This window comes from Luminiphilus sp. nBUS_16 (assembly GCF_051201645.1).
GTDB lineage: Bacteria > Pseudomonadota > Gammaproteobacteria > Pseudomonadales > Halieaceae > Luminiphilus.
In genome coordinates this window covers 1,294,527-1,314,090 of sequence record NZ_CP179205.1, presented here as the reverse complement: position 1 = coordinate 1,314,090, position 19,564 = coordinate 1,294,527, and the positions used below count along the sequence as shown (strand labels likewise).

Sequence of the window (19,564 nt, the reverse complement as noted above, 5' to 3'; positions counted from 1 at the left end):
TTTTCCTCGGGTTGAGATTATAAAGTAAACTACTGTATGTATATTCAGTGTTTTTGCGTTCAGATGCAAGTCACTTTAGCGCTTTCCGGTGGTTCAGAAACTATCGTTAGAGAACACATGTCGTCATTGGCGACAGGTTGACCGCAAAACGAGACTTTGGGCGCAACAACAGGCAGTGCCGACCGACTGTTCCCAAAAGTACGACAAACAGAACGCCGCCACTGCCAGCACATTGCGACGCACGCGGAGAATCTAGCCTCAAATCCGATGCAGCAAGACCCAAAGTACAGCGAACCCATTGGGTTAGCGGGCGTTAACAGTTTCTGCTGCTGGATTTGCTGCATCTCTGATCGCCTCCTGAGGACATAGGCCGTAGAATACGAACAACAGCCACACATGACTCATCGGACCCAGCTGAACACTATGTCAGACCCCTCATCACACACGCCTATGATGCAGCAGTATTTGGCGATAAAGCGCGAACATCCGCACGAGTTGCTGTTTTATCGCATGGGGGATTTTTACGAACTTTTTTACGAGGATGCCAAAGTGGCGGCAGAGGCCCTCGACATTACCCTGACCGCGCGGGGAAAGTCCGCGGGACAGCCGATACCCATGGCCGGCGTGCCCTTTCACGCCGCAGAAAACTATCTGGCGCGTTTGGTGCGCAGCGGATTTGCAGTCGCAATTGCCGAGCAAATTGGCGACCCCGCCACCAGCAAAGGGCCCGTCGAGCGCAAAGTCACACGCATCGTGACCCCCGGCACCCTCACTGACGAATCCCTGCTTGATGCCCGCAATGACGCACTGCTGCTTGCGCTGCATCAAGAGCATGGGCGCGCTGGGCTTGCCTGGGCTGATATTTCCAGCGGTCGCTTTGTCATTACCGAGGTCAGCGACAACGAAGCCTTACTAGCGGAGCTTGAGCGCCTGTCGCCGGCCGAAATTTTAGTCGCTGAGGGTAGCTTCCATACCGGCTTAGAGGGTCGAAGCGGCGTGCGGCAGCAACCACCGTGGCAGTTTGATACGGCCGCCGCGAGGCGCGCTCTGAATGCCCAGTTTCAAACCCAAGATCTGCGGGGGTTTGGCTGCGAGGATCTTGACCTAGGCCTCGCTGCAGCCGGATGCCTACTTGACTACTTAAAGGACACCCAACGGGGCAACCTGCCCCACATTCGAGGAATCCGCGAAGAAAAACTCACAGAAACCGTACTGCTTGATGCAGCAACCCGCAGGAACCTTGAAATAGATCGCAACCTTCAGGGGGGCGAAGAACACACCCTATTTGCTGTTTTTGCGACAACCGTTACCGCGATGGGTACACGGCACCTCCGCCGATGGCTGCATCGTCCTATTTGTACCGTCGCCGAGCTCACCGCCAGACAGGAAGCAGTCAAGGACCTTATCGAGGACTATCGATTTGAGACAGTCCGCTCTCTGCTCAAAACCGTGGGCGATGTCGAGCGTATTTTGGCACGGGTCGCCTTAGGGTCCGCACGTCCTAGGGATCTTACCCGCCTGTGCGACAGCCTGAGCGCACTGCCCCAACTCAGAGCAGAACTCTCGAGCATTGGTGTTGAACACTCTCACCGACTTGCTGCAACTGCTGAGGCGCTAGGCGAGTTTCCTGAGTTAGTGACGCTGCTAACAAGAGCATTGATCGAGAATCCGCCCGTGGTGATACGGGATGGGGGTGTCATCGCCGACGGCTACGATGAGGAGCTTGACGAACTGCGCAATATCTCGCGCAATGCCAGCAAATATCTTCTGGAAATTGAACAGCGTGAGCGGGAAGCCACAGGGCTCAACACGTTAAAAGTTGGCTACAACCGCGTCCATGGCTATTACATCGAGATCTCACGCGCACAATCTGACGCTGCTCCCGATACCTACGTACGCCGACAAACACTGAAGAACGCTGAGCGCTTTATTACACCTGAGCTCAAGGCCTTTGAAGACAAGGCCCTCTCGGCGAAATCTCGGGCTCTCTCCCGTGAAAAATTTCTCTACGAAGCCTTGGTCAAAGAATTGCAGCAACAGCTGGCCCCACTGCAAACCTCGGCCGAGGCGTTGTGTAATCTTGATGTCTTCGCCTGTTTTGCCGAACGGGCTCTGACGCTAGACCTGGTCTGCCCCGAATTCACCGACACCTTGTTGCTCGATATAGAAGCTGGCCGCCATCCCGTTATTGAACAGGTGCTCGAAACACCTTTCATTGCCAACGGCACCCGGCTCGACGCTCAGCGACGAATGCTACTCATTACCGGTCCGAACATGGGGGGTAAATCCACCTATATGCGACAGACAGCGCTGATCGCGCTGTTGGCGCACGTTGGTGCATTCGTCCCTGCAAAGCAGGTTCAGTTGTCACCCATCGATCGAATTTTCACCCGCATAGGGTCATCGGACGACCTTGCCAGCGGCCGCTCAACCTTTATGGTGGAAATGACCGAGACTGCCAATATTTTGCACAACGCCACGCCTAGGAGCCTCGTTCTCATGGATGAGGTCGGCAGAGGAACCAGCACCTACGATGGTTTGAGCCTTGCCTGGGCGGCAGCGGTTGCTCTCGCAACACAAGTTCGTGCCTTTACCCTGTTTGCCACCCACTATTTTGAGCTCACACACCTACCAGAGCAGCACGACGCCATGGCCAACGTTCATCTAGACGCCACAGAACACGAGGACCATGTCGTTTTCATGCACAACATTCAGGAGGGGCCTGCCAATCGAAGTTTCGGCCTGCAAGTGGCCAAACTTGCCGGTGTTCCGGACAGCGTTCTCGCCCTCGCTCGCGACAAACTCAAACAGTTGGAGACTGGAAAAATACAGGTTGAAACCGTGATACCCCCCTCTCAAAACGATTTTTTCGCAACTCCCAACGCGCACCCGGTGATTGAGCAACTTGAAAGTTTGAGCCTTGATGAGGTCTCACCGAGGGCCGCGCTAGAAATTCTGTACGAACTTCGCAAACAGTTGTAACTGGCGTATTTCAAATCGACTCAGAAGGCCGTATCCTTGCGTCGGACCAACTGGAGATAAGTAAGCATGACCTTTGTTGTAGGCGAAGACTGTATCAATTGTAAACACACCGACTGTGTCGAAGTATGCCCGGTGGACTGTTTTTACGAGGGCCCCAATTTTTTGGTCATACACCCCGACGAATGCATCGACTGCGCGTTGTGTGAACCTGAGTGCCCTATTGATGCGATCTACTCAGAAGATGAGCTACCCGCAGGGCAAGAGCAGTTCCTAGAGTTGAATGCCGAACTCGCCGACATCTGGCCCAACATCACAGAGAAAAAACCCGCCTTGGAAGACGCCGAGGCTTGGACTGGAAAGTCAGACAAACTGCCGCTGTTACAGCGTTAGTCGCGTTCGCCAAGACAACAAACCAGAGAGCTTTGTGGCGTAGGCCCGTAGAGAGGCGCCGTTGAGTGGTGTCACATCTTAACGGCGGGGCAGTAAGCGCAGTGGATCAACCGGCTGTCCCTTGCGGCGAATCTCAAAGTGCAACTTGACGGTGTCTGTCCCGCTGCTGCCCATCCGGGCTAACTGTTGTCCAGCACGGATATTGGCACCCTCCGCTACCAGCATCGCGTCATTGTGCCCATAAGCACTGAGAAACTGATCGTTGTGTTTAACGATCAGCAACGCACCGTACCCCTTCACGCCGGTACCTGCGTACACAACCACACCCGCAGCCGTGGCATAAACCGGATCACCACGCTGACCAGCAATGTCGATACCCTTATGGAGCACGGCCGAATAGGCACGCTCCACCGGGCCCTTGCCCGGCCACAACCAGCGGGTCACAGGTCCCAGCGTAGGCGCCTCGCCGCCAACCACCGATTTAACCTGCGGGGCTGGCGCTTTAGCCACGGGTATCGCTTTGGTCGGGGGTGGACTTGAAGTCACTTTGGGCGGCGTTGCCCCTTGCCCACTTGCCTCGGCAGCAGACGTTGCTACTGAACCTTTCGGCGCTGCCGGCTGAGGTTTCGCTGCGGGTTGAGTTTGTGATTGGGGCTGAGACACAGACTTTGGTTTAGGTTTGGATTTAACCTCGACCGCCTTTGGCGCTGGCGGATGAGATAAAGCGACAGCTGCCGACCCGTCGACCACAGAGCCCGCAACAGGATCGATGGTGCTGAGAGTTTGCCCCGGATAAATAAGATAAGGGGGCGCAATGTCATTGGCTCTGGCTAGTAATCGATAATCAGCACCGAGACGGAAAGCGATCGAATATAAGGTATCGCCCTCTTGCACAGTGTACGGCTCACCATGGTCAAGAGAGCCACCGTACTGGGGAGCGTGCGCCACCTCAGGGGTGACGGCGTCCCTATTGCGCTCGAGGGTAACGCCTTGTCGAGTTTCAATAGGCGCTGGCGGATTATTCGAACAACCCCACAGTAAAGCGATCGCTAAGTAGCAGAGCCTTGCCCATGGGACGGTCATACTACTGCGGCACATCCGCAGCTCGATTCGTCGCTGAGCGACCCGCCAACCTATGCAGCGAAATAACAAGGCCTGCACCCAATGCAGCACTGAGTAAACAGCCTAGTAACTGACTATCCCCCGTAGTTTGCTCGTAGTAGAACGGCGAGACCGGGGCCGTTTGTGTGGGGCGAACCTGACCATCGCTGTCGATCGTTGTCTGCAGCACCTGTTGCCATGGCCATAAAATGACCAAAGAGCCCAGTAAAAATCCCACCAGAAGTGCCATAGTGGCAACGCGCGCCCGGGCTAATACAAAACTCAGAAATCGACTAAAAATAAGCAGGCCAATGCCGCAGCCCCCAGCGAACACTATTAAGGGAATCCATTCTCGATCGGCAACTGACGAAATAATTGGCCCATACATGCCAAGCAGCAACAAAATAAAACTGCCTGAAATACCGGGTAAAATCATCGCGCAAATACCTAGCAATCCCGCCACAAAAAAACCGCCCAAGTGCTGTGGAAAACTAATTCCAGAGCCCAATCCCAGCAGCAACATCGCGGCTACGCCCAGCAACGACATGAGGACAACAGTGGGCGTCAGACGCGCAATTTCGGTGCGCATAAGTGTCAAACTCGACACCAACACCAAGCCACAAAAAAACGACCAAACTAAAAGAGGCTGTGTCGCCAGCAACAATTTTAGTGTTCCAGCCAAACTAAAAATAGCCGACCCAATACCCAACATAAGGGGCAACAGAAACTCGCCATCGACGTGTCGCCAAAGAGCCTGCCATTGCCCGCGTAACAACAGGCGCATGGCAGACGCGTTCACCGATGTCACTGCGGCCAAAAGTCGCGGATAGATTCCGGTAATGAGGGCTACCGTGCCCCCAGAGACTCCAGGGACAAGATCAGCGGCGCCCATCGCAGCCCCACGCAGAAAAATGCTCCAGCTTGGAATCGCCATTATCGCTCCACCCCCGGCAACATCGGCACAAAATTAACTGGCTCTACAGCCTCAGTTTCAAAGCCTGACTCGGTTGCGTGCACGACAACTAAATCCTGAGCCCGGTTGCCTACGGGCATAATTAGGCGCCCCCCCATGGCTAGCTGCTCCAGCAATGCCGATGGTACTTGTTCCGGTGCGGCGGCCGATAAAATTACGTCAAAGGGACCTTTATCTGGCCAGCCCGCGAGACCATCACCAAATCGCAGCTGAACGTTGCGCAAGCGCAGATCTCTGAAACGCTTCCGCGATCGATCTGAGAGACCTTTGATCCGCTCCATCGCATAAACCTCCCCCGAGACTTGCGCGAGTATGGCTGTTTGATAGCCCGATCCACTGCCAATCTCGAGGACTTTTTTCGGTGTGCCATTGGCTATTGCCAGCTCGGTCATTCTGGCCACAATATAAGGCTGTGACAGCGTTTGGTTCCATCCAATAGGCAGCGCAGTGTCTTCATAGGCACGGTGGGCAAGGGCCTCATCAACAAATAAATGTCGCGGTGTTGACCGGACAGCCTCAAGGACTTGAGTCGATGTAATGCCCTGCTCCACCAAACGCTGCACCAGTCTCTGGCGCGTTCGCATGGAGGTCATGCCAATTCCGTCACGGTCCATCGATCAGGCCCCTTCACCGGCCCGTGCAGTCAGCAGGGTGACAGCGTGGCACGCGATACCCTCTTCTCGCCCAATGTAGCCCAGCTTTTCTGTCGTAGTTGCCTTGACGTTAACGGCATTAAGCTCGACCCCAAGATCACTCGCAATATGAGCGCGCATGGCGTCAATGTGGGGGGCCATTTTTGGCTGCTGCGCGATGATGGTGATATCAACGTTCATGGCCTGCCACTGTTGCGCTCCCAGCAAGGTCACAACATGTCGCAATAGCCCACGGCTGTCGGCATTGGCATAAGCCGCGTCGGTATCGGGGAAGTGCTTCCCAATGTCCCCTAACCCAGCCGCTCCCAAGAGCGCATCACAAAGGGCGTGAAGCACCACATCACCGTCGGAATGGGCAACCAGACCGGCGCTGTGGGAAATTTTTTCGCCGCCTAAAATGACGTGGTCTCCGGGACCAAAAGCATGGACGTCAAAACCATGTCCGATACGCATCATGTTCGCTTCACCGCCCACGTTTTTAAATAATACTCAGCAACCCTCAGGTCATCTGGCACCGTCACCTTCAAATTGCAGGAGGGCCCTTCAACAATTTGTACGTCATACCCCGCCTGCTCCATCGCACTGGCCTCGTCGGTGACCGGCAGGCCTTTATCCAGTGACTGTTCTAAAGCGAAAGAGAGCTCAGACCAGCGGAACATTTGAGGTGTCTGAGCGCGCCACAAGCTCTCTCTGTCCAAGGTTTCTTCAACGCGTTGGTCCTTCCCCACTCGCTTAATCGTATCACTGACCCTCTGCGCCAGCAGACCGCCGACACCACCTGCTTTAATGGCATCGATAAAGCGCTGCAAATCTGCCAAAGGCAAGCAGGGCCGAGCGGCATCGTGCACCAGGACCCAGTCGTCTTGCGCGGCAATACCGGCAAGACTGCGCAGTCCTGATAGAACCGAGTCAGCCCGCTCTGCCCCACCAGAAGCCCGGGTAACTCTGGGATCACTAAGGCTCAAAATCTCATCCGCGCGGCGATCTGCAGGATCTACTACCACGACGACACCACGCACATCGGGGCAAGCGAGTAGTGCACGCAGGGCGTATTCAAGAATGGTGGCCCCTGCAATTCGCAGGTATTGCTTGGGTATTTCTGCGGCCATACGCTGGCCCGACCCAGCCGCAGGAACTACGGCCCACAGGCTACTCATGGTTGCGGAGACGCCGGCTCCGATGGCTCGACAAACTGATAGTAGGTTTCGTCGTCTTTCACCAGCCCCAGCTCCTCCCGCGCATGCTGCTCTACGGCTAAATGACCGTTTTGAAGCTCCAGTACCTGATGCGCCAAGCGATCGTTACGGGCCTTCAGTTCAGCATTACGCGCTTCCTCTACCACAATTTTTTCCTGTAATCGCACACCCTCGGCAATGCCCCCCTCGCCAAACCAGAGTCGGTACTGAAGAAACACCATCAGGCTCAGTAACACGGCAGCCAAGATACGCATGGGCATTAGCCTCGAGCAAACTCGTCGCGGCCACGATAAGGCGCCGTTAGTCCCAGCGCAGCCTCAATACGCAACAACCGATTGTACTTGGCAACGCGATCTGATCGACACAGCGACCCGGTTTTTATCTGTCCTGCGCCCGTACCCACCGCGAGATCGGCAATCGTGGCGTCTTCGGTTTCCCCAGATCGATGGGAAATCACGGCTGTGTAACCTGCGCCTCGCGCCATGGCAATGGCATCCAAGGTCTCCGACAAAGAGCCGATCTGATTAAATTTAATCAAAATCGAATTGCCGATGTTTTCGCGGATTCCGCGCTCCAAGATTTTTGTATTGGTCACAAAGAGGTCGTCGCCAACTAACTGAATGCGATCCCCAAGTTTTTGGGTCAGCGTTGCCCATCCCTCCCAGTCGGACTCGTCCAGCCCGTCTTCGATGGAAATAATGGGGTGTTGGTTGCACAAATCGCCCAAGTAGTCGGCAAATTCGCTGCTATTGAATTGCCGGCCCTCGCCCTGGAGATCGTAGAGGCCATCTTTATAAAATTCAGAAGCGGCACAGTCGAGGGCTAAAGTAATGTCTGACCCAAGCTTGTACCCCGCCACATCAACGGCCTCAGCAATGACATCGAGGGCCGCGGCATTCGAGGGGAGATTGGGCGCAAACCCACCCTCATCGCCCACTGCCGTCGCCAGACCACGAGCAGATAGCACCTTCTTTAAATGATGAAAAATTTCTGCCCCAATCCGCAGCGCATCCGAGAAAGTACCGGCAGAAACTGGCTGAATCATAAACTCTTGTATATCGACATTATTGTCGGCGTGCTCACCACCGTTAAGAATATTCATCATCGGCACGGGCATCGTCATCTGCTCATTACCCGATAGATTGGCAATGTGTTGGTAAAGAGGAATACCGCTGGCCGTTGCTGCCACTTTGGCCGCAGCCAATGAAACCGCGAGGATGGCATTGGCGCCAAATTCACCTTTGTTTTCAGTGCCATCGGCCTCAATCATACGCTGATCGATGCCCCGCTGATCGCTAGCATCGTGTCCCAGAAGCAGATCACGAATGGGCCCGTTAACATTGCCCACCGCCTGCAAAACTCCCTTGCCGAGGTACCGTTTCGGATCGTTGTCGCGCAATTCCAGAGCCTCTCGGCTCCCGGTACTAGCACCGGAGGGTGCACAAGCAACGCCCACCGCATCGTTGTCTAGCGTGACCTCCGCCATTACCGTGGGATTTCCCCGTGAGTCCAATACTTCGAAAGCACGTACGTCGACGATCTCGTTCACTTCAGGTTCTCCAGTTGTGTTTAATTAATGGTGAGGTGGGGTAAGGCTTTTGCCATCGTATCAACGGCTTTGACTTGCTCAAGAAAAGGCTCAAGCAGGTGCAGCGGCAGTGCGCTGGGACCATCGCACAAGGCTTTATCGGGATCGGGGTGGGCTTCCAAAAATAAACCCGCAAGACCCACGGCCATACCTGATCGCGCCAATGACAACACTTGTTGCCTACGACCACCTGAAGCGCTTTGCCCGGGGTCTCGACGTTGCAGGGCGTGAGTCACGTCAAAGATTAGCGGCAAGCCGCCCGAGACGCGCTGCATCACGCCAAAGCCGAGCATGTCGACAACGAGGTTGTCATAGCCAAAATTACTGCCCCGCTCACAAAGTAATAGCTGGTCATTGCCACACTCACGAAACTTATCCACGATGTGGGCCATTTGCTCTGGACTTAAAAACTGGGGTTTTTTGATATTTACAACGGCTCCCGTTGTCGCCATTGCCTGTATTAAATCGGTCTGGCGCGCAAGAAAAGCAGGGAGCTGGATAATGTCACAAACCTCAGCAGCGGCAGCGGCTTCGTCAGGCGCATGAACATCGGTCAGTGTGGCAACACCCAGCGCGCTTTTTACCGCACCCAGTTGCTTAAGCCCCAACTCCAGCCCAGGTCCTCTATAAGATTTCACCGAAGAGCGATTGGCTTTGTCGTAGGACGCTTTGAACACCAGCGGAATGGATAAGCGTTCGCAAACCTCGCGGTAATGTCCCGCGACATCGACTGCAAACTGCTCGCTCTCGAGAACGTTAATTCCCCCAATGAGTACGAAAGGCAAATGGTTGCCAAACTGAATATCGCCGGCAGAAATGGTAACTGGAGTGTCAGACACGAGTCAGCCTTTAGCCTTTGACGCTGCCAGCTCTTCGGTATGCTGCAGCGCTGCTTCAATATAACTGGTGAACAGTGGGTGTCCGCCCCTGGGCCTTGAAGTGAACTCAGGGTGAAACTGGCAGGCCAAAAACCAGGGGTGTGAAGGCAGCTCGACCATTTCGACCAACTCGCGGTCCTTTGACCAGCCCCCGACGCGAAGCCCTGCGGCCTCAATTTGGGCTACGTAATTGTTGTTGATCTCATAACGGTGCCGATGCCGTTCGCGGATTTCCGGTGCACCATAAACTTGGTGAGCCAAACTGCCCTCTACAAGGTGACACGTTTGGGCTCCCAATCGCATGGTTCCTCCCAAATCGGACTGCTCATCACGCCGTTCGAATGTGCCATCCGCATCCTGCCATTCAGTGATCAAAGCGACCACCGGATGAGGGGTATTGGGCTCCATTTCTGACGAGTGGGCCCCAGTGAGTCCGCATACATGACGACCATACTCGATCATAGCCATGTGCATCCCGAGGCAAATGCCTAAAAACGGAATGTTATTTTCTCGAGCGTAACGCACGGCTTCAATTTTTCCATTGATACCTCTGTCACCAAAGCCCCCTGGCACCAGAATTGCATCGAGGTTTGCCAGCAGTGCGACCCCCTGAGACTCTATATCCTCAGCGTCGATATACTGAATATCGACTTTGGTCAAAGTCTGCAGCCCCGCATGATGAAGCGCTTCATTAAGCGACTTGTAGGCATCGGCCAAATCGACGTACTTGCCCACCATCCCTACCGTCACAGTGCCTCGAGTTTCACTAAACTCTCGGGCAACAACTTCGTCCCACTCTGACAAATCAGCGGCCGGGCATTCGAGCTGGAACTGTTCAAGCACATAGTCGTCTAGGCCATTAACGCTCAAATTTCCGGGAATTTTGTAAATAGAATCGGCATCGAGCAGAGGAATAACCGCTCGAAACTCTACGTTGGTAAAGAGTGAAATTTTACGCCGCGCACCCTCATCGACATCGACAGCGCAGCGGCACAGCAGGACGTCGGGTTGAAGACCAATTGAGCGCAGCTCTTTGACAGAGTGCTGAGTGGGCTTTGTTTTTATCTCTCCTGCGGTGGCAATGTAAGGAATCAGGGTAAGGTGCATAAGCAGCGCCCGGGTTGCACCCAACTCCAACTTGAGCTGCCGAACAGCCTCAAGAAATGGCTGACTCTCAATATCGCCCGCAGTACCGCCAACTTCTACCACCGCCACATCAGCGCCATCAGCACCCTCAATGACCCGGCGTTTGATTTCATCGGTGACGTGAGGAATCACCTGCACCGTGCCACCCAAATAGTCACCGCGGCGCTCTTTACGCAGCACAGCGTCGTAAACTCGCCCGGTGGTGAAGTTATTACGCTTCGTCATGGTCGTTCGGGTAAAGCGCTCGTAGTGTCCCAGATCCAAATCGGTCTCGGCACCATCATCGGTCACGAACACCTCGCCGTGCTGGAAAGGGCTCATCGTACCGGGGTCAAGATTTATGTAGGGGTCTAATTTGAGAAGAGTGACCTTCAATCCCCGCGCTTCCAAAACGGCGGCGAGAGAAGCCGCAGCAATACCTTTGCCTAGGGAAGAAACTACCCCACCTGTAACGAACACATAACGCGTCATGCCGACCACCGTTGCAGGGGCGAACCCCATGAGGTTGAAGCCGTTAGTGACAGCGCCATAGAGGCCGTCGTCACCTTAACTCAGATGGGAAGTTAGTCTACCATCTCGCCGCGACGCACTCAATTCCAAGGTGAAGGTTTAATCGGCTGCCACAGGGGCACGAGGCGCTGGAAACCATCCTTCTCGTCATGTTCTCGCTCCCACAACGCCCCGATCAAGGGAATGTATAAGGGGGTCTCTCCACGGCAGAAAATAGGCAGTCTCGATCGCCACCAGGGCGGCACGTCATGGGCCTGACACAGGGTCCCAAAGTCCCGCGTATGCGCACCTGTGCGCCTAAAACGCTCCCCTTCAGCCCGATACCTCACAGAGACCGCCTCTCCGGGGCAAAACCCCTGACTCCCCGATGTAAGAACCCAAGTCACCTCGCCGCAACCCACTTCACTGCACTCTCCGGCCATTAAGTTTGCGGCTAGGTGGGGGCGTGGTTCAGAGCGAAGGAACGAAAAACTTATCAACCCCCGCCAAGCTCGTAACACACCGCCACCCACATCGATTTCAGGGCAGCGATCGGCTCGAGCCTCAAAACACTGGCGAACAAACTCGGTGAGTCGCACAGCCCCCGGTACATCTACTGCCTGCTCAGAGAGCCAACGGTGCAAGGAAGACGCCAATAATCGCCGACTTTCCTCCGAATCGTCGTTAGCGTTGTAGGCCAGTGCGTCCTCACCCATCGCATTCTCAGTCAACACCAGTGGCTGCTCGTAGTATTGCCTCAGAAAATCTGCCTGTAACGTCGTCGCCCGTCGAATAGACTCACGATAGCCAGGCCACCTCTGGCCTAGTTTTGGAAGGATCTGAGTCCGCAAAAACCCCCTGTCAAAGCGATCATCAAGGTTGCTGACATCCGTCACATAAGCGAGGGCGTGGTGTTCAGCCCAACGCCTGATAGCTGAGCGGGGCACACCGAGTAAGGGTCGAGATAAATAGCCCTGCCCCAACGCCCGGCGCCGAGGCATCCCAGCGAGCCCTCTGGGCCCTGTGCCGCGCAATAAGCGCTGCATAACCGTCTCAACCTGATCGTCGGCATGATGCGCGAGCAGCAGAACTTCTTGAGCTTGTAAATGTTGCCGGTAAACACCGTAACGCGCGGTTCTGGCTGCAGCCTCGAGGCCTTTACCCTGATCTGTAGCTGGGCAAACCCGATAAACCGACAAGTCGACCGAGTATTGCTGACAAACCTTCTCGCAGAGTTCCGTCCAAGCATCAGCCTCTTGAGACAGGCCATGATGGACGTGTACCGCACGCACCGCCGGCCCCCCGCCATCGCGCCACATTGCCGCTAAGTGGAGCAGCACCATACTGTCACAGCCGCCACTCAAGCCCACCACCCACGCGCTTGCGTGGTGGTCCTGCTTAAACTCGGGGGTTAACTCATCGAGTAAAGAGGTATCGGGCAGAGTCAGTTACCGTACGACATAAGCCGCTGGTACCGCGCCTCCAGCATAACGTCTGTCTCCACTGAGCAAAGCCTATCTACCTGCTCCACCAAATGTGCTTTCACACGACGTGCCATTTCCAGAGGGTCTCGATGAGCGCCCCCCAAAGGCTCACGGATCGTTGCATCAACAATGTCTAAATCTTCCAAAGTGCTTGAAGTTACGCCCATTGCGGAAGCCGCCTGTGGTGCAAACTCACTGCTCTTCCAAATAATATTGGCGCACCCTTCTGGGGAAATCACGAAGTATGTGGCGTACTGCAACATCGCAAGATGATCTCCAACACCAATGCCCAATGCGCCTCCCGAGGATCCTTCACCAATAACGGTGCATACAATCGGCGTTCGCAAACGCGACATAACTGCTAGATTTTGCGCAATCGCTTCAGAAATGCCGCGTTCTTCTGAGTCAATGCCGGGGTAGGCTCCGGGTGTATCGATGAGAGTGACCACCGGCATTTTGAAGCGCTCCGCCATCTCCATTAAGCGCAACGCCTTCCGATATCCCTCAGGTTTAGGCATCCCGAAGTTTCGGTAGACCTTATCTTTAACCGTTCGACCTTTTTCCTGTCCAATCACCATGACAGGACGATCATCGAGACGGGCCACACCCCCTACAATCGCTTTGTCATCGCCAAAATGCCGATCTCCGTGTAATTCATCGAATTCGGTAAAAACATGGTCGATATAATCCAAGGTATAAGGACGCAAGGGATGTCGAGCGACCCGGACGATATCCCAAGGGCTGAGATCGGCATAAATTTTTTCAGTGAGACCCGTGCTCTTCTCACGTAGCCGATCGATTTCCTCGGCAAGATTTATGTCCGCATCGGAACCCACATTGCTGAGTTCCTCAATCTTGCCCTCAAGCTCGGCGATGGGTTGTTCAAAATCGAGGTAATTGGGATTCATGGACACTTACCGTCTCGGCTGCCTGTTTATGGCCCTAGTCTACAAAAGGGTGGCCCTGCACGCCATGCCAACATAGGACTCTATTACCGGGTCATGTATGCTTGTCGCGCGATGATGACCTCCCATACGATCAAAACCCCCACAACAGACCACCGTTTGGTCCTCGCACCTATGGAGGGCGTGATCGATAGCGTTATGCGAGAACTGCTCACAAACATTGGCGGTTACGACCGTTGTGTTACGGAGTTTGTTCGAATTTCTCAAACCGTGCTGCCACCCCGAGTCTTTTATAGGCTGTGCCCTGAACTTGCGCTGGGTGGCAGGACCCCTGCGGGCACCCCAGTTTTTTTGCAATTATTGGGCAACAACCCCGACCTCATGGCTCGCAACGCACAGGTGGCTGAAAAACTCGGCGCACCGGGAATCGACCTCAATTTTGGCTGCCCTGCCAAGACCGTGAACAAATCCAACGGCGGCGCCGTTCTTCTAAAAACACCTGATGTTTTGCGTGCCGTCTGCTCGGAAGTTCGCGACGCCGTAACGCCAGAGGTGCCTGTCACAGCCAAAATCAGGCTGGGTTTCGACGATGACGGGCAATTTGAGGCCATTGTAAAAGCGGCCATGGACGGCGGGGTCTCTGAGCTGACTATTCACGCAAGGACCCGCCGCCAAGGCTATCGCCCGCCCGCACACTGGTCACGATTGGCTGCTATTGCTCAAGAATCCCCGATACCGATTATTGCAAATGGAGAGCTTTGGTCCCCGGGGGACGTCATACGCTGTGGCGAGGTCAGCCACTGCCACAACTTCATGTTGGCGCGTGGCGCCCTTTGCCGGCCCGATCTCGCCCGCGCTGTTCGCAACACCTGGCAGGGGTTAAACACCCCAGCCATGACATGGGCCGAGGTTTTTCCGCTTTTGCAAACGTACCTGCGCAGCAACGCCAATGCCTATGAACCCCGATATGCCTGTAATCCACTAAAGCAATGGCTGGTTTACCTTAAGCATTATTTCCCCCAAGCTGGCGCTTTATTTGCTTCCGTCAAACGCATCAGAGATTTTGATGTTATGGATCAAGCGCTAGACGACATTGCACCCGCCATTTCGGAAGCTGCATAACCCTTTTTCGATATCAGGAAGGAATCCAAGACCCTATGACTACAACAGCGAACAGCCCGTTACAACGCGGCCGAGAGTTTATGGGCCACCCAGCTGGCTTGTACATTTGTTTTGGTACTGAGCTTTGGGAGCGCTTTTCTTTTTACGGCATGAAGTACTTGCTGCTGCTTTATCTCACCAAGTACCACTTGTTTGACGATGCGGCTGGATTGGCTGTTTTAGGCAGCTATACCGCGTTGGTATACGCTATGCCCCTGTTGGGCGGCCTCATCGCCGATAGGTACTTAGGAATGCGCCGGGCCGTAGTGTACGGCGGACTGCTGCTGGTCGCAGGCCACCTAGGCATGGCATTCGAAGGTGAGCAAGCACGAATGCTCGATGGTGATGTGGTGCGAGACGATGGCGCGCTGCAAATTTTTTATCTCTCACTGGCCTTAATCATCATGGGCGTGGGATTCCTGAAACCGAATATCTCAACAGTCGTGGGTAAACTTTACGGCGAAGACGATCCCAGACGGGATGCGGGCTTCACTATTTTTTACATGGGCATCAATATTGGCGCATTTACCGCCACCCTGCTTTGTGGCTGGCTTGGAGAGGTTTATGGCTGGGCCTACGGTTTCGGTGCCGCAGGTATCGGTATGGCACTGGGGCTCGTGCTTTTTCTTTGGGGACAGCCCCTGCTAGAGGGACACGGTGAAGCGCCCTCAACGTCTGCACTGCGTGAGAAAAGAGGCCCTCTACGAGTGGACCACCTGATTTATCTCAGTGGCATTGCAGGGGTCTTTGTGATCTGGCAGATCGTTCAGGTTACCGCCGTTGTGGGAACACTTCTCAACGTGGTGTCACTGGCGACATTGGGCGGTTTGGGCTGGTATATCTTCGCCCGCTGTGACCGGATACAACGGGATCGCATGCTGGCTTTGGTCGCTCTTATTATCTCAACCGTCTTTTTCTGGGCGCTCTTTGAGCAAGCAGCTGGCTCCATGACGCTGTTTGCAGATAGAGATACCGACAAGTCGCTATTTGGGGTAACGCTGACCGCATCGCAGTTTGGCGCGGCGAATTCCTTTTTCATATTCACTCTGGCACCACTGTTTGCATTTCTATGGACGTGGCTGGGCCGGAGAAATATGGAACCCGGCACTCCGGTAAAGTTTGGACTGGGCATCATTCAGGCAGGACTGGGCTTTGGCGCCCTGGCCTACGGCGCACAATTTCCTAACGAAGCCGGCGTTGTCTCTGCCTGGTGGTTAATTCTTGCCTACTTGCTGCACACTACCGGCGAGCTTTGTCTCAGCCCTGTCGGCCTGTCGGCCGTCACCAAACTTTCGGTGCCCGGAGTCGTTGGCGTAATGATGGGCGCATGGTTTCTTGCCTCGGCCTACTCGGGCTACGTGGCAGCGCTGTTAGGCACGATGGTGTCTGGATCCGACGGGTTCGTCACATTATTCGACCAACTGCTGTGGGCGGGAGTCATTGCCGGTGTGGTACTACTTATTGCCACACCGCTTCTGAAGCGCCTCATGCACGGGATTCGCTAACTGCGGAGCCCTCACTAGCAGGCTCCTGACCTTTTAGGCGCCTGACAAGCTGTTGATAGTCCCAGCCGATCATATAAAGGGCTGGGACCATTAGCAGACTCACAAACAATGCAAATAAAACGCCGAACGACAGCGACAGCACTGCAGGTTTGAGGAACTCCGCAGTGGTAGATCGCTCTGCCATGATCGGTAGCAATCCGACACAGGTCGTAACGGTTGTCAGAAAAATAGGCCTAAAACGATTAATCGCGGCATCTATCACGGCCTCCGCCGAGCTAAGACCGTCGTCTTCTCGTCGGCGAATATAATCCACCAAAACCAGATTGTCGTTGACCACAACACCCGCTGCTGCCCCGATACCAAAGTAAGAAAATAGGGCTAAGGGCATATCAAAAAGTAAGTGGCCAAAAATAGCACCCATGAAGCCAAAGGGGATCGCCGTCATAATAAGCAACGGTAACGCATAGGACCTGAATGCCACTGCAATGAGCGCATATATGGCAAAGAGCGCCACGGTATACAACGCCGCTATCTCACTATAAAACTCTGCCTCAGACTCTTGAGTGCCTCCCTTTAAGACCTTTAAACCGGGATATTTACTCTCCAGTAACGGCATGTAGTCATCGCTCACCGTACTGGATATCTCTTCCATAGCGTCGCGCTCTACATTGGCTACGACCCGAACAAAGCGCTCGCCGTTGCGCCGATTAATACGTTGAACTCCCGTACCAAAAGACACATCTACAACGGACATAAGGGGAATACTGCGGCCATCGGGCATTCTAATCATGAAGTCATCAAGGGACGATAATTCACTGCGGGCATCGCGGGGATAGCGCACCATGACTTTTACGTCTCCAAACTCTCTCGGCAGTCGCTGTACTTCTTCTCCGTAGTAAGCCTGCCGCACCTGACGCGACACCTCTGCAAGATCGACACTGAGCTTTTCAGCGCCGGGCTTTAATGAAAATCTCAGCTCACTCAACTCGCCCTGCTGATCGTCGCGCACGTAGTAAGCGGCGTCATAACCCTGCAAATGCAGCTGTAGATCTTCACTCGCTGCTTTGAGCGAGGCAAAATCTTGATGCTGTAATAAGAAGGTCACCGTGGGCGAACCCTCATTAAGGGTGTAGCGCACTTCTACTTTTTCAGCATCTGGAAAGTCCCCTGCCAATTCTCTTAACCGCTCAGCAGCAGCTCGAGCACTGAGATCTCTCACTTCAGGGGGAGCCAACCTAACGATGGCAATCACATTTTCGGGCCTAGCGCGGGTGTACCAACCTTCTATTAGCTTGCCAGTTCCCTCTCCTGTGTCTTGCGCTGAATCCTCTACCTCGGCGATCAGCGCTTTCTCAGCAACTTGCAACTGATCCAATATTTGTAGCGCACGGTCGTAAGGGGTGCCAATTGGCAGATCAACGCTGATGTAAATTTGCTCATTTTCTACCTGGGGCATGAAGAAAAACTTAACCCAGCCAGTCGCGAAAAGCCCGATAGAAATCATGAATCCCACCAGGAACACCATGGTTGTGGTGTAACGGTTACGGATGCAGCGCTCGAGAAAAGGGCCGTAATAATTGTGCGCAAAATCAACAATGGAGTGGGCAATATTTTGTTGCCAAAGCTTAATGCCTTTCAAATTTTTGCGCGGCTCAATGTGCCGCAAGTGCACTGGGAGAATAAAAAAAGCTTCAATCAGCGACATGATCAGGGCCAGCGTGATGACAATGGACAGCTGCCGCGTCACTTGTGCATCAATACCTGAAACAAAAAGCCAGGGGGCAAAAGCTACAATAGTCGTTAATACGGCGAAGATCACAGGGCGCGCGACACTCACCGCCCCGGCAACTGCTGACTCCTCGCCACTGAGACCCATACTATGGTTGTGGTGGTGAATGCTTTCACCCACCACGATCGCATCATCTACCACGATCCCCAGTACCAACAAAAACGCGAAGGTCGAAATAACATTTAGCGAAACGTCACTGGCCGGCAAAAATGCAAAAGCCCCCATGAAGGCAACACCAATACCTGCAGTCACCCACAGCGCGACGGCGGGTCGAGTCGTCAGCACTAAAACGATAAATACCAGAAGCAGACCCAGTACTGATGATTCGGTGATGAGATCCATACGCGAGGTATAAATATCGGCGGTATCAAACCACATCATTAATTCGATGCCGGGAGGGAGCGTAGGTTGCGTATCCGTGATCCAGCGCTTCGCCGCTTCACTGGACTTCACCACCTGCATATCGTCAGTGGCTTGCACCTGCAGCAATACGGCAGGCTTACCGTTGAGGGTGGCTATGATTTCGCTTTCTTCGTACCCGTCAACTACCCTCGCGACATCGCCCACGCGAATAGTGCCGCCCTCGCGTGTTTGTTTAACAATAATATTTTCAAAATCGCGCTGCGTATCGGCGAGGTTGAGCACCCGTAACTGCACATCACCCGTCGCTGCTTTGACCTGACCTGAGGAGGAATTGATTGAGCTTCCTCGGATAACTCCCGCAACCTCGGCGAAGGTCACGCCATAACGCCGCAAAGCCGTTTCTGAGAGCTCAATGGTGACCTCTTCTTGCCTAACGCCAAAGAGTTCAACCTTGGAGATATAGGCTCGTGAGGCTAGATCCTGACGAAGATCCTCGGCTAGTCGCGTGAGCGCTCGCTCGTCAATATCGCCAATAACAGCAACTCGCAGCATCTCTTGCCGCCACTCAAGCCGTCGTACTCTCGGGTTTTCAATGTCTCTGGGCAGCGAGGTCACGGCGTCAACAGCGTTTTTGACATCATTGACGAACGCGTTGATGTCAACGTTGGCATAAGTCTCAACGCTTACATTGCCAAAGCCCTCTCTGGCCTCGGAATAAACCCGATAAACGTTGTTAACGTTTTCAACAGCATCCTCGATGCGCTGAATGACCTGTTGCTCCACCTCTCGCGGGGACGCACCTGGCCAAATAACCTCCACTTGAACCTGATAAGGGCTCACGGTAGGAAAGGCCTCTTTCTCGATATTTTGCAGACCCAACCAACCCGAAATAATAATACCCAGCATCAGCAAATTCGCTGCTACCGGATTTCGAACCCACCAACCAACCAGTGCCGTCACC

16 protein-coding genes are annotated in these 19,564 nt (G+C 54.3%); 4 read left to right on the top strand and 12 right to left on the bottom strand.

Annotated elements, in window-relative coordinates:
* Positions 1 to 423: 423 nt before the first annotated feature.
* The gene (gene mutS, locus ACMAY6_RS05790; RefSeq protein WP_435215240.1) at positions 424 to 2,982 is read left to right on the top strand and encodes a DNA mismatch repair protein MutS; all 2,559 of its coding nucleotides are present in this window, start codon (positions 424 to 426) and stop codon (positions 2,980 to 2,982) included.
* 66 nt (positions 2,983 to 3,048) lie between these two features.
* The gene (gene fdxA, locus ACMAY6_RS05785) at positions 3,049 to 3,372 is read left to right on the top strand and encodes a ferredoxin FdxA (RefSeq protein WP_435215238.1); all 324 of its coding nucleotides are present in this window, start codon (positions 3,049 to 3,051) and stop codon (positions 3,370 to 3,372) included.
* Positions 3,373 to 3,450: 78 nt separating this feature from the next.
* On the opposite strand, the gene ACMAY6_RS05780 is transcribed toward fdxA, so the two are convergent.
* The 11 genes from ACMAY6_RS05780 to accA all read right to left on the bottom strand — a co-directional run bounded on the left by ACMAY6_RS05780 (position 3,451) and on the right by accA (position 13,788).
* A complete protein-coding gene (locus ACMAY6_RS05780) occupies positions 3,451 to 4,455 on the bottom strand; it encodes a peptidoglycan DD-metalloendopeptidase family protein (protein ID WP_435215236.1) in 1,005 nt (334 codons plus the stop codon).
* A 1-nt stretch (position 4,456) separates the two neighbouring features.
* Positions 4,457 to 5,407, bottom strand: coding sequence for a DUF368 domain-containing protein (locus tag ACMAY6_RS05775; protein ID WP_435215235.1), 951 nt, complete (start codon positions 5,405 to 5,407; stop codon positions 4,457 to 4,459).
* On the bottom strand, positions 5,407 to 6,060 hold the full coding sequence (locus ACMAY6_RS05770) for a protein-L-isoaspartate(D-aspartate) O-methyltransferase (protein ID WP_435215234.1): 654 nt from the start codon (positions 6,058 to 6,060) through the stop codon (positions 5,407 to 5,409). Before ACMAY6_RS05770 ends, ACMAY6_RS05775 begins: the two co-directional genes overlap by 1 nt.
* Before the next feature lie 3 nt (positions 6,061 to 6,063).
* Positions 6,064 to 6,552, bottom strand: a complete 489-nt coding sequence (ispF, locus tag ACMAY6_RS05765; protein ID WP_435215959.1) for a 2-C-methyl-D-erythritol 2,4-cyclodiphosphate synthase — start codon at positions 6,550 to 6,552, stop codon at positions 6,064 to 6,066.
* Complete coding sequence (gene ispD, locus ACMAY6_RS05760) at positions 6,552 to 7,256, bottom strand: 2-C-methyl-D-erythritol 4-phosphate cytidylyltransferase (RefSeq protein ID WP_435215232.1); 705 nt, start codon at positions 7,254 to 7,256, stop codon at positions 6,552 to 6,554. The genes ispF and ispD overlap by 1 nt, the downstream gene beginning before the upstream one ends.
* Positions 7,253 to 7,549: a cell division protein FtsB gene (gene ftsB, locus ACMAY6_RS05755; RefSeq protein ID WP_435215230.1), complete on the bottom strand. Its 297-nt coding sequence runs from the start codon at positions 7,547 to 7,549 to the stop codon at positions 7,253 to 7,255. Before ftsB ends, ispD begins: the two co-directional genes overlap by 4 nt.
* 5 nt (positions 7,550 to 7,554) lie before the next feature.
* Positions 7,555 to 8,844, bottom strand: coding sequence for a phosphopyruvate hydratase (gene eno / locus ACMAY6_RS05750; RefSeq protein WP_435215228.1), 1,290 nt, complete (start codon positions 8,842 to 8,844; stop codon positions 7,555 to 7,557).
* Between the two features lie 20 nt (positions 8,845 to 8,864).
* Entirely contained in the window at positions 8,865 to 9,722 is an 858-nt protein-coding gene (gene kdsA, locus ACMAY6_RS05745) for a 3-deoxy-8-phosphooctulonate synthase (protein WP_435215226.1), read from the bottom strand.
* A 3-nt stretch (positions 9,723 to 9,725) separates the two neighbouring features.
* Positions 9,726 to 11,378, bottom strand: coding sequence for a CTP synthase (locus ACMAY6_RS05740; protein WP_435215224.1), 1,653 nt, complete (start codon positions 11,376 to 11,378; stop codon positions 9,726 to 9,728).
* Between the two features lie 119 nt (positions 11,379 to 11,497).
* Positions 11,498 to 12,760 carry a tRNA lysidine(34) synthetase TilS gene (gene tilS, locus ACMAY6_RS05735; protein ID WP_435215222.1) on the bottom strand — a complete coding sequence of 421 codons (1,263 nt, stop codon included), beginning with the start codon at positions 12,758 to 12,760 and terminating at the stop codon, positions 11,498 to 11,500.
* Positions 12,761 to 12,840: 80 nt separating this feature from the next.
* Entirely contained in the window at positions 12,841 to 13,788 is a 948-nt protein-coding gene (gene accA, locus ACMAY6_RS05730; protein WP_435215220.1) for an acetyl-CoA carboxylase carboxyl transferase subunit alpha, read from the bottom strand.
* Between the two features lie 93 nt (positions 13,789 to 13,881).
* On the opposite strand from accA, the gene ACMAY6_RS05725 reads away from it, so the two are divergent.
* The gene (locus ACMAY6_RS05725; protein ID WP_435215218.1) at positions 13,882 to 14,907 is read left to right on the top strand and encodes a tRNA dihydrouridine synthase; all 1,026 of its coding nucleotides are present in this window, start codon (positions 13,882 to 13,884) and stop codon (positions 14,905 to 14,907) included.
* Between the two features lie 35 nt (positions 14,908 to 14,942).
* Positions 14,943 to 16,451: a peptide MFS transporter gene (locus tag ACMAY6_RS05720; protein WP_435215216.1), complete on the top strand. Its 1,509-nt coding sequence runs from the start codon at positions 14,943 to 14,945 to the stop codon at positions 16,449 to 16,451.
* Here ACMAY6_RS05720 and ACMAY6_RS05715 read toward each other — a convergent pair.
* Positions 16,432 to 19,563, bottom strand: coding sequence for an efflux RND transporter permease subunit (locus tag ACMAY6_RS05715; protein ID WP_435215215.1), 3,132 nt, complete (start codon positions 19,561 to 19,563; stop codon positions 16,432 to 16,434). The two genes, ACMAY6_RS05720 and ACMAY6_RS05715, sit on opposite strands and share 20 nt — an antisense overlap.
* Position 19,564: the final 1 nt, after the last annotated feature.